This is a genomic window from Paenibacillus sp. PastM-3 (genome assembly GCF_029893965.1).
Taxonomy (GTDB): domain Bacteria; phylum Bacillota; class Bacilli; order Paenibacillales; family Paenibacillaceae; genus Paenibacillus_AQ.
Genome location: NZ_JARXXP010000010.1, coordinates 51,077 through 63,159 on the forward strand (window position 1 = coordinate 51,077; position 12,083 = coordinate 63,159).

The window sequence follows — 12,083 nt, forward strand, 5'->3', positions numbered from 1 at the left end:
GGAGGACAGCTATATTGACATAAATCACCTGACGGCGGGATAGAATCTGACATAAACTGCATAGCTGGCGATTATCCCCTTCTTTTTTAGCATATGCAAATCCCGCTTTCCTATACAAAGTAAAAAACCCTGCCGGTAGCGGCGGGGTCCCTTCACAAGAATGCAGAATTGCTGCTCTCCTGTACCCTATTCTCTTGAGTATACCTGCAGTTCCTGAATGGACCAGTAATTCCCTCCGGCTCCTGTCTGCAGAATCTTGATATAACGCGTCTTTAATTGAGGGAAAGAGATCCGGGTCATACTAAGCTGGCCTTTACCGCTGACCACCCGCTTCCAGTTCTGCGCATCGTCTGAAACGTACAGCTCATAGCCGCGGGGATAGTCATAGGAGGACAGAGTATAATCCAGTTCCACCGCCTCAACCGTATGGGCCTTGCCGAGGTCAATCTGAAAATATTCCCCTGATGCCTGATGTTTGCCGGTATCCCAGCGTGTGCGCCGGTCCCCGTCTATGGCACCGCCCGGATTGGAAACACTGGTACTGATGTTGGAGGAGACTTTCCATTCTGAACGGTCCAGCGGAACCAGACCTGTAGCAGTAATCTGCACTTTGTCCGACAGGAGGCTTGAACCGGCAACCCTTACTGCATAAGTATAAAGCGTGCCCTCCTTCAGCTTGCTGTCGGTATATCCGGTGCTCTGCACATTCGTGGCTACAACCTTCATATCCCCGCCGGAGCCGTCGGCCCGGAGCACCTCATAGCTTGCTCCGGGAGCCTCCAGCCAGCTCAGTTTCATGGATAACCCTTTCACTGCCTGCGCTTTGAAGCCTTGCGGCGCAGCATCCGCCACCGCGGAAGAAGGCTCCAGAATATACTGGACCGCCTCTCCCGGCGCTAAGGTTTCGGTGAATTCGAGCTCAGGCGCTGCATTTTTTCCGGTTACATAAGTGCGAGCTGCCTCATAGGTATCCCCGTTGCCAAAACGTTCCCCTTCGTATACCGTTTTTTCAGGCATAGTGACCTTAACCGTAACCTTTTGTTCTGTTTCTTCAAAGTTAACGAAATTCACCAGCACCTTATTGGATGTAGCCCCGCTGCCGGCCAGCGGCTCCAGGGTTGAGGTGTCTACGGCCCGGACATAGACCAGCTTGTCGGCCAGCTCATCCTTATTGGTGATCTGATAGGTTAACGGTGCTCCATGCGTAGCATAGGCAAGACTAAGCCTGCGCATAATGCTTACCCGGGAATCCTCATTTTCTTTGGTGTAATAGATTTCCGTCTTGGCCGGATCATGCTCTTCCAGATTAAAGCCGTATTTAAACAGGCTGAAATTTTTGAAGAAAGCGGCATGCTGCACAAACATATCCGCGTAACCGATATGGGCGCGCATGATCCGGTCAAATACCGCTGCCGTAGGCTCGGAAGCCCCGTACTGGTAAGAATCGACATGTGAATCCGAAGTACCGAATTCAGTGGTCAGCATTTTTTTGCTGAGTCCGTCTGCCGCACCGCCGAAGGTTTTGAGATTCTCAGTGAAGCTTCCCCCGTCGCTGAAAATATAGGAGTCCCCGTAGGAATGTCCGTTAGTCAAATCCGTAACCTCTTCCAGTTCGGCCCTCTGCCCGGGATCACGCTCCCAGCCGTCAGGATCGCCGCACTGCTTGACGGTCCCTTTCTGATTGCCGCAGGAATCTGTTCTATACTCAGGCCAGTAGGCCCAGCCCGGTGCCACAGTCTGCAGATGCGGGGCAATGGTCTTGCCCTTCGTATTCAGCCAGTCGGCAATTGCCAGGTTAACTGCTTTGGAACGGTTAAACAGCCCCGGCTCATTATCAACCTCATAATATTGAAAATAAGGGCTGTATTGCTCGAAGTAATCGGTCAGCTTCTTCTCTGCATCCGCCGGCAATGAGCCGTCAGCATTCAGCTCGATATCTCCGGTATGCAGGTAGAGAGCCACCGACTGCATATTGTAATCTTGAAGCACTTTGTAATAATCAGCCATGTTTGAGCAGGAGCGGCCGACGTCGCTGGCACAGCTGGTACGCATAACGTTGCCGCTGTATGCTATTCCGAGCCATTTCATAATATAAGGAAGATGGGTAACCGCACCTTCGTCAAAATAAAACTGCTTATTGTTGACCATCGTGCCCGTCAGTGTGTAGCTGCCATGAATCGGTTCCTGAATCGGCTCATTCAACGATTCCAGACTAAGGACATCCCAGGTCCACCAGTTGTACTTATCCTCCATACTTGACGAATAGATTCCCCGGGCAGCCTTCAGCTTCAACTCATTACTCCCTGTTGTAAGCTGCTCTTTTGGAATATAAAGCTCATAGGTTTTGCGGAAACTGTATTCGTTGTCTGTGCCGGCCACACCGGCAATCTGGATGATGCCGGACAGCTGGCTGTTGGAGAAAACACTCATCTGGGGGACGGATTTGTAGGCATCAATGATGCTTACGCGAAATAAGACCCCGTTCTCCGGGATCTTATTCAAATTGTAGGTGATACTCAGCTCAGGATTGGTATCCCCTCTCAGCCCCGAAGGTACGCTCTGAAGATTTGAAGGCGTCTTGCCGGAGGCGGAAGAAACAGTATAGGCGGCTTTGACACCGGCAGAAGCGGCTGCCGCAAATTCTGCGGACGATCCGTCCTGCTTGCCAAGCTGCCACAGCACAGTCCCGTCAGGCAGCTGCGGGCCTGCGTCACTTGATGATGACAGTTTGGTCATGTCTACCTCCACCTCGCCCCGTTTCGTGCCGTCCTCTCCGAAGACAGAAACGGACACTAGAAACAAGATGGCTAAAGCTGCGAATTTAAGCAGTAGATGAAGTGGTTTAATGGTTTTTTTCTTCTTATTTCTGGTCCTCATTCCCTTGTCCTCGCTTTCTTCCGGGGTTAGATTACTTAGGAGGAGTCAATGCGCTCGGGGGAATAACTCCCTGCTTCTGACTGGCACTCTTCCATTGTAAACCAATGCTTGCGTTGCCATGATCCTCATAATATTCGACTTTGATGTCATATGGGGTTCCGGCTTTTAGGAGTATACTTCCCTCCCGGCTGTCGCCGCTCTGCTTCTTCCAGCTGTCGATAATCAGCCTGCCGCCGATCCAGACGCGGACTCCGTCGTCCGAGGAGGTTATAAAGGTATATCTTTCGCTGTACAAAGGCTTAATGGTTCCGGTCCAGCGGACGGAAAAAAGATCTTTCTGGATCCCGACCGCCGGCGAATTCTGATGCCAGTTAAAGTCGATCTTACTGTCATTGCGGATCAGATCCGCACCGCCGGTCAGGTCAATATTATTGAAATACTGTGCCCTTAAGCCTTTGGCCTGAACAGCGGCTGTCTTGTCTACCTTGCTGGCCAGGTTAACAATATAGTCATCCCTTGAAACAATGTATTTATTGTTCATAAAACTGGTTATTTTCTGGTTATTATTATTCTCCGTCAGCATTTTCCCCCATGTCATCGTATATACCCATTTACTTTGGGTTTGAGACAATGTTACAGGGTCTGGAAGCTCTCCGCTTTCGCCGATGCCGATCGGCTTCCCTTGCGCAAGTCTCAGCAGCTTATCATAGTAGGATTGCCTGAAATCATTATTGTAAATATCTGCAGCCAGAATATCCACCTTGTCGATACCCGGAAAATAAGGATCATATTCATCAGACGATTCATTAGGGGCATTCGGATTCCAGACCCACAGCAAATTATTCAGTCCGTGTGTGCGGGTCAAGCGGTTATACATAATGTCCCAGAGCTTGACGAAGTTATCCTTCTCCCCCCACCAGAACCAGCCCCCGTTCATTTCATGATAAGGCCGCCAAAGCACCGGAACTCCGGCTTCCTTCAGCTGCTCCAGATAAACGGCAATTTCATCAATATCAGCAATCAGCTTATTATATTCTGCGGTACCCGGGGTCACATAAGCATCAAACTTCTCCTGGCTTAACCCCATCTTGACATTCTTCCATTCGTCAGAGGTTCCGGGCAGATTCTGATGGAAGGTCATCGCTACGATGCCTCCGCCCTCATGCCAGCTGATCGCACTGTCCACAACCCACTGGCGCTGCTGGGCTATAAGCGATTTCGGCTGATTGCCAATTGCTCCGAGCTCATAACCATGCAGTACGGCGGATTGCCCGCTTATTGACTTCAGTTTTTTGTTAAATTCATCAGGGCTCTCCAGATAGTCATGCTGCCCGGAAATCAGTCCGGTACCGCTCAGGTTTGTCAGATAGCTTAGTAAATCTTCCGCTTCCGGGGAAGCGTCAGGATTAATCGGGGTAATTTCTGCTGCCGGGCCTACCGGTGTATGGGTAACAGGAAGACTGCGCACCTCGGACCAGGGCAGCAAAGAAAGGATAAAGATAATGGGCAGGACAGTGGTGTACAGCCGGTACTTGCGGTAAGTGTTCAATGTTATCTCCTTTCTCCAGCCGCATAGCCGCACAGGTGCCAAAAAAGGATTCCCGGCAGGGATTCCTATTCTTGCAACCGGATGAGGACTATAGCTTAGTAGCCCTGCCGGTAAGCAGGGCCCATAAGGTGTGGACTTTGAGGATTTAGTATTGTAACAGCTCAACCAGCATCAGTGACGGCGAAGAACTCAGCAGAACACACTCCGTTTCCTGATCAGGAAACGGAAGGCAGGAATAAGGCACTGGCAGGAACAGCCTCCTTGATTTGGCTGGCACTTTCCCACATCAGTTTGGCCTTTGCATCTCCTTGGTTCTCGTAATATTCCACTTTAATATCATATAATTGCCCGGCCTGCAGGCTGATGCTTCCTACGCGTTCGGTTCCGCTCTGCTTCACCCAGCTGTCGATGATCAGATTGCCATCGACCCAGACGCGGATGCCGTCATCTGAAGTGGTATATATGTTGTAGTTTTCACTGTACAGCGGTTTGATTTTGCCGCTCCAGCGTACGGAGAAAAAATCAATCCCTATCGCTGCATCGGGTGTGCCCTGGCGCCAGTTGAAGTCCAGCACAGCATCGGTACGCACCAGTGCCGGAGCACCGCTAAGCTGAATATTGTTAAAATATTCGGCCTGCAGTCCGTTTACAGCCACAGCTTGAGCAGATGTGGCTGTTGGTACTGGTGTTGGCGCTGATGTTGGTGCCGGTGCAGCTGTAGGAGTTGGTGCCGGTGTGGCTGTCGGTGCCGGCGCTGGTGTAGGCGCCGGTGTTACCGTTACTGCTGCTGCCGACGCCAGCGAAGCTGTAACTGCTGTATTGTCAGCAGAATCCTTAACAAACAGTGCGCTGGTTGGAACAACTACCTTTGCCTGGCTCGGGCTCTGCCACATCAGGCGGACGCTGGCATCGCCGGCATTCTCGTAATACTCCACTTTAATGTCGTATAATTGTCCGGCCTGCAGGGCAATGCTGCCGGTACGCTCAGTTCCGCTTTGCTTCACCCAGCTGTCGATGACAGCTGTACCGTTAACCCAGACACGGATGCCGTCATCCGAATTGGTAAAGAACTGGTAAGTTTCGCTGTAGGCCGGCTTGATCTGGCCGGTCCAGCGGATGGAAAAGCCGTCTACCGGGAGTACCGGATCCGGAGCCGCCTGACGCCAGCTGTAGTTAATCTGTGCATCATTGCGTACAAGCGCCGGAGTACCAGACAGCGTCATGTTCTTAAAATACTCACCTTTGAGCCCGTTGACTGCAGGCTCCTGCAATACCGAATCCGGAGCCAGTCCCGGTTTGACAGCCAATACCGGCGCTTCTGTTTGTACTGGTGTCGGAACCGGTGTGGCTGTTGGTACTGGTGTTGGTACTGGTGTTGGTACTGGTGTTGGTACTGGTGTTGGTACTGGTGTTGGTACTGCTGTTGGTACTGCTGTTGGTACTGCTGTTGGTACTGCTGTTGGTACTGCTGTTGGTGCTACTGCTGCCTGGCTGGATGCCGGATTCTTAACAAACAGTGCGCCGGTTGGAACAACTACCTTCGCCTGGCTCGGGCTCTGCCACATCAGGCGGACGCTGGCATCGCCGGCATTCTCATAATACTCCACTTTAATGTCGTATAATTGTCCGGCCTGCAGGGCAATGCTGCCGGTACGCTCGGTACCGCTCTGCTTCATCCAGCTGTCGATGACTGCTGTGCCGTTAACCCAGACACGGATGCCGTCGTCCGAGTTGGTAAAGAACTGGTAAGTTTCGCTGTAGGCCGGCTTGATCTGGCCGGTCCAGCGGATGGAAAAGCTGTCTACCGGGAGTACCGGATCCGGAGCCGCCTGACGCCAGCTGTAGTTAATCTGTGCATCATTGCGTACAAGCGCCGGAGTACCAGACAGCGTCATGTTCTTGAAATACTCACCTTTGAGCCCGTTGACTGCAGGCTCCTGCACTGCGGAATCCGGAGCTGGTACCAGAGCTGTTGGTGCCGGTGTTGCCGTTGGCACTGGTGTTGGCGTAGCCGTTGGTTTGACTGTCGGCGTCGGCGTTGGCGTCGGTGTCGGCGTCGGCGTTGGCGTCGGCGTTGGCGTCGGCGTTGGCGTCGGCGTCGGTGCGGCCCATACCTTATACTTGTCACGGGTAAGGGTATAGCTGTCATTCATAAAGTTTATGATTGTATCATTACTGTTGTTTTCATACAGCATTTTTCCCCAGTTCATCATGAAAACATAGTTTTGCTGGGAAAGCTTCAGCTTGGCAATGCTCGGCATTTCACCGTTTTCACCGATACCAATCGGTTTACCGGCGGCCAGGCTGAGAAGACTGTCATAATATTTGTTCAAAAAGTCATTATTATATATATCTACTGCGAGCACATCCACTTTATCCGCACCCGGATAGGTCAGCTCGTAGGAATCGGAATTGGAATTGGGAGCATTCGGATTCCACACCCACAGCAAATTGTTTAATTGATGAACGTTGACGAAACGGTCATACATGATATTCCACAATTGAGCAAAGTTATTTTTCTTGCCCCACCAGAACCAGCCGCCGTTCATTTCATGATAGGGTCTCCAGAGGATGGGAACCCCTGCGTCCCGTAAACTTTTGAGCGAAACAGCCACTTTATCCAGATCAGCAATCAGGGCATTATACTCCGCAGTTCCAGGTGTTACATACTTGTTAAACTCAGCCTGGCTGATGTTTTTCTGCACATTGCCCCACTCATATTTGGTGCCGGGCAGATTCTGGTGAAAAGTCATGGCTACGATACCGCCGGCTTTATGCCAGTTGGTAGCGCTCCAGACGATGTTCTTGCGCTGCGCTGCTACCCCACTCTCTGTCTGTCCGCCGATCGCTCCAAGCTCATAGCCGTGCAGGGCGGCATACTGTCCGCTTATGGTCTTCAGCTTGTTGCTGATTTCATCCGGACTTTCGAAATAATCATGCTGTCCTGTAATTATCCCCTTGCCGGTGATAGCGTACATTTTGTCCAGCAGCTTAACTGCCTCTGCTGAAGCATTGGGATTTACTGGGGCTCCGGTCACGGAAGCTGCTTGCACAGATGACGGTGCAAAGCCTAATCCTATAGGTACAGCGGACAATAAAACGGCCACGGACAATACGGCAGACAACAGACGAGACTTACGGTAAGCTTTCAACATTCATCTTCCTTTCGGTAGCCAGGCTGCCACTTGGTAGAGGCCCTATAGCTTTGCGTCCCTATCTTTCGAGTAGGTTTGCCTTTGTCGTTTTGGAAGGAATTATCCTTCTTACCGTAAGTATCGACTCTATGAAGTTGTAGGTTTATAGCAAAAATGAATAAATCTTAATAAATAGTTCCAAATACCCGTTTCACACTTTTCACAATTGGTTAAATAGATAAATTAGACCTATGAAATAAACTGGTGTAATTCAATGTCTTCCCAATCGAGCGTAATCCGGATGTTATCCTCTTCCACCAGCTCGGAGCCGCTCTGCACCTCGATAAACTCCACATCTGTCAGTGCCAGGATGGCATGTTTGGTTCCTTCCGGGATGCGGACGACATCGCCTGCCTTTACCTTATGCATCTTTTCATTGATGACAATGCTGGCTTCCCCGCTTACAAAGGTCCAGATTTCGCTGCGCTTGTGGTGAAGCTGGTAGCTGATATTTTTCCCCTTCTCGATAAAAATCCGTTTCGTCAGCACTTCATTGCCCTCATCATATTTCACATAGTCAATTACCTTGTAGTGGCCCCAGCGGCGTTCCTCGTACATCGGTCTTTGTTCGTGAGATTTGAGCACTTCCTTGATGCGCGGGCTTTCCGCCTTATGCGTAACCAGAATCCCGTCAGGGCTGGCGGCGATGATCAGATCCTTCGCCCCGATAACGGTAATCGGAATATCCAGCTCATTGATCAGGCAGGTCCCTTCGGAATCGGAGGTAACCACTCCCTTGCCGACCAGATTGCTGCTCATCTCCTCGGTCAGCGTATTCCAGGTGCCCAGATCCTTCCAGAAACCGGCATACGGCTGAACGACGATCTTTTCTTCTTTTTCCACCACTTCGTAATCAAAGCTGATGGAAGCCATCAGTTTGTATTGCTTCTGCAGCTCTTCGTAGTTAATCGGCAGACCCTTGCTCTGCAGAATATCCAGCAGATAACCGAGGCGGAAAGCGAATACGCCGCAGTTCCAAAGGGCGCCCTTGCTGATGAGCCCTTCTGCCTGCACACGGTCAGGCTTTTCCTGGAAGTGGCTTACCTGCAGGTAGCCGCTTGCCCCCGCCGCATCACTGGTAGGTATAATATATCCGTATTTTTCTGAGGCATGTTCAGGCACTACACCCATCAGCGCCAGGTTCGCGCCGCTCTCCTCCATCGTCTGCTCCAGCTGGACTACCGTATCGAAGAAGGATGCCTCCACATACGGATCGACAGGCAGAATGGCCACTGTTTCCGACGGGGAAACGCCGGCAATGGAGTACAGGTAAGCCGCTGTCAGCGCAATGGCCGGGAAGGTATCGCGGCGTTCCGGCTCCACGATAATCGGCACATGACTGCCGAGCTGGCTCTGGATGGACTCCACCTGGCTGCGGCCTGTAGCGAGGTAGGACGAGCCTGTCATCCCTGCTTCCTCCAGCTGTCTCCAGACCCGCTGTACCATTGATTCCGGTTCACCCGCCGGGCTTTCCAGTACTTTCAGAAATTGCTTGGAGCGAGAGTCGTTGGACAATGGCCAGAGCCGTTTACCTGAACCGCCTGATAGAAGTACTAGTTTCATGGGAACCCCTCCTTGGTATATGTGACGCAAAAATTTCGGATTGTTATTGGGAGCATTTTGCAGGGAAGAAAATCAAAACCTCGGGCTGTTGTTAGGGTCACTCCAAGGAATGTTTGGGCTTCCGGCCGCTGTTGTCTTCGGATTTCCTGATTTGAACCGCTGGCCGCGGTAGAAATCCGAAGACAGCATAAGCTTCCGAAGCGAGCTTTCCTGCGGAAAGCTTTCAGGCGGACGCATTCGCTCCTACAGCTCCAAAATTCCTCTCCGTTCCATTTCATAAAATTTGGTTGTAAAAACCTTTGCTTGCCTCACCAAGCATTCCAAAAGCATCCAAAGCATGCTCCCCCAACAGGGAAGGCTCCCTGCTAAAGATCCGGAATTGCCGCTTGGTTGAGCGGCAGCTAAAGATTAAGTGCTATAGCTATTAAACCGCGCCGGCAACCGGAGAATATCCGCTAAGCCCGCCCATCTGCGGACGGCCGACGGAATGATATTCCAGGCCCGTGCCCTCGATCTGCTCCTTCGAGTAGACGTTGCGCCCGTCGATCAGGATCTGGCGGCGCATGGTGCCGGACAGGTGATGCAGATCAATATCCTTGAACTGTGCCCAGTCGGTCAGCAGGCAGACAGCATCACTGCCTTCCGCAACCTCCTCCGGCACGCCGCACCAGCGCAGCTGCGGATGATCATATTGTGCGCGGAAGTTGGCGGCGGCGATCGGATCGTACAGCTTCACTGTAGCTCCCTCCGCTACCAGTGCCTCCACGATCTCGCGGGCCGGAGCCTCACGGACATCATCGGTGTTCGGCTTGAAGGCCAGGCCCCAGATGCCGATTACGGCGCCGCGCAGGCTGCCTAGTGATTCATGCAGCTTGGAGATGATCATGAACCGCTGGTCCTTGTTCACCTCGACCACCGATTTCAGCAGCTTGAACTCGTAGTCCACGTTCCCGGCAATCTGGATCAGCGCATTGGTATCTTTCGGGAAACAGGAGCCTCCGTAACCGATACCGGCCTGCAGGAATGAGGAGCCGATTCGCCGGTCCATCCCCATGCCTTCCGCCACCATGGTCACATCAGCTCCCACTTTTTCACAAATGTTGGCGATCTCGTTGATGAAGGAGATTTTGGTCGCCAGGAATGCATTGGATGCATATTTGATCATTTCCGCGCTGCGGATGTCCGTTACGAAGATGTTTTCCGTGAAGCCCTGATGAAGCTGGCGCATAGTCGGCTCAAGCTGCGGATTGTCAAGACCGATAACGATACGGTCCGGGTGCAGGGTATCGCGGATCGCGGAGCCTTCACGCAGGAATTCAGGAGCGGAGACAATATCGAAGGGGTGATTGGTGCGGGAAGCGATGAGTTTGCGGATTCGTTCATTCGTTCCGACCGGAACCGTGGACTTGGTCATGATGATTTTGTAGCCTTCCATGGCATCGGCAATTTCAGCGGCAGCCCCTTCGATATACTGTAAATCGGCTTCGCCGCCAGGCAATGACGGTGTTCCTACAGCCAGGATCACGATATCGGAGCGGCGTACCGACTCCTTGAGATCCGCTGAAAAGGACAATCTGCCTTCACGCAGATTCATTTCAATCAATGCCTCAATGCCCGGTTCGTAGATCGGTGATTCCATCCGGTTAAGCTTGTTGATTTTTTCCTCATCCTTATCGACACAAATCACATGGTTTCCATTCAATGTAAAGCACACGCCTGATACAAGACCGACATAGCCGGTACCGATAACTGCCAGCTTCATACAATCATCCTCCTTTTAGGAAATTAACGTAGGCTTGCTCTACATACTGCTTGAACTGCACCATAAACGCCTGTTCATCGAACTTGCGGGCATGCCCCATAATCCGGCCGATATCCCATGCGTAGGACTCCACTTCGTTTATGGCCTTCAGTAAATCGTCAACTTCCTGATGCTGAAAAAATACGCCGTTCACATAAGGCACGATTGTATCCAGCGCCCCTCCGGCCTGGTAAGCAATAACCGGTCTTCCTGCAGCATTCGCCTCCAGCGGCGTGATACCGAAATCTTCTTCGCCCGGAAAAATAAAGGCCCGGCACTGCGACATAAGGCCCGTTACCTCAGCATCCTCCAGCCGGCCCAGGAAGGATACATTGCCCTTGGCCATGCCTTCCAGACGCTTGCGGTCCGGTCCGTCACCGACGATGAACAGCTTCAGCCCGTTGCGGTTAAAAGCCTCCACTGCGAGATCGATCCGCTTGTAGGAAACAAGCCGTGAGACGATCAGGTAGTAGTCGCCGATTGATTTCGAGCTGCTGAAGCGTGCGGTGTTGATCGGCGGAAAGATAATATCCGCATCGCGGTGATAATAGTTCTGGATCCGCGTCTTCACGACGGAAGAGTTAGCTACGAACTGGTTAACATTTTTACTCGTCCGCTGATCCCAGTTCTTGAGCCGCTGCATGTAGATCTTCAGCAGTCTTTTGAACAGTCCGGAGTTGGTCTGCCGCTCCATGTAAGTGTCATAATCCCAGGCAAAGCGCATCGGCGTATGGCAATAGCAGAGATGGAACGTCGATTCGGGCACCTGAATGCTTTTCATAAAAGCACTGCTGGAGCTCAGGACGATATCATATCCGCGAAAATCCAGATCACGGATGGCCATGGGATATAGCGGCAGCACCCCTTTAAAGTTGGTCTTCACTCCCGGAATTTTCTGCAGCCAGGAGGCTCTGATGTCCGCGTCTTTGAGGTTGTCGGTCAATCGGCTTCCGTTAAACACGGTTGTGAAGATCGGAGCCTCCGGATACATGTGGTGGAATACCTCCACTACTCTTTCCGCCCCGCCCATTTGGATTAAGTAATCGTGCGCTATCGCAATTTTCATGTGAATCATCCTCAAAGTTTTATGGAGCCGCAT

General features: G+C 51.8%; 6 protein-coding genes and 1 riboswitch. All 6 genes read right to left on the reverse strand.

Annotated elements, in window-relative coordinates; all coding sequences use genetic code 11:
• Positions 1–186: 186 nt before the first annotated feature.
• The 6 genes from M2108_RS15795 to M2108_RS15820 all read right to left on the reverse strand — a co-directional run bounded on the left by M2108_RS15795 (position 187) and on the right by M2108_RS15820 (position 12,050).
• A complete protein-coding gene (locus M2108_RS15795) occupies positions 187–2,877 on the reverse strand; it encodes a discoidin domain-containing protein (protein WP_481856916.1) in 2,691 nt (896 codons plus the stop codon).
• 31 nt (positions 2,878–2,908) lie between these two features.
• A complete protein-coding gene (locus M2108_RS15800; protein ID WP_277470354.1) occupies positions 2,909–4,426 on the reverse strand; it encodes a glycosyl hydrolase in 1,518 nt (505 codons plus the stop codon).
• Between the two features lie 215 nt (positions 4,427–4,641).
• Positions 4,642–7,581 carry a PA14 domain-containing protein gene (locus M2108_RS15805; protein WP_280777084.1) on the reverse strand — a complete coding sequence of 980 codons (2,940 nt, stop codon included), beginning with the start codon at positions 7,579–7,581 and terminating at the stop codon, positions 4,642–4,644.
• A gap of 10 nt (positions 7,582–7,591) precedes the next feature.
• Positions 7,592–7,671: riboswitch (cyclic di-GMP riboswitch) on the reverse strand.
• Between the two features lie 138 nt (positions 7,672–7,809).
• Positions 7,810–9,183, reverse strand: coding sequence for a sugar phosphate nucleotidyltransferase (locus M2108_RS15810; protein ID WP_277470356.1), 1,374 nt, complete (start codon positions 9,181–9,183; stop codon positions 7,810–7,812).
• Positions 9,184–9,607: 424 nt separating this feature from the next.
• Positions 9,608–10,945, reverse strand: coding sequence for a UDP-glucose dehydrogenase family protein (locus tag M2108_RS15815; RefSeq protein ID WP_277470357.1), 1,338 nt, complete (start codon positions 10,943–10,945; stop codon positions 9,608–9,610).
• A gap of 4 nt (positions 10,946–10,949) precedes the next feature.
• Positions 10,950–12,050: a glycosyltransferase gene (locus tag M2108_RS15820; protein WP_277470358.1), complete on the reverse strand. Its 1,101-nt coding sequence runs from the start codon at positions 12,048–12,050 to the stop codon at positions 10,950–10,952.
• Between the last annotated feature and the right edge of the window lie 33 nt (positions 12,051–12,083).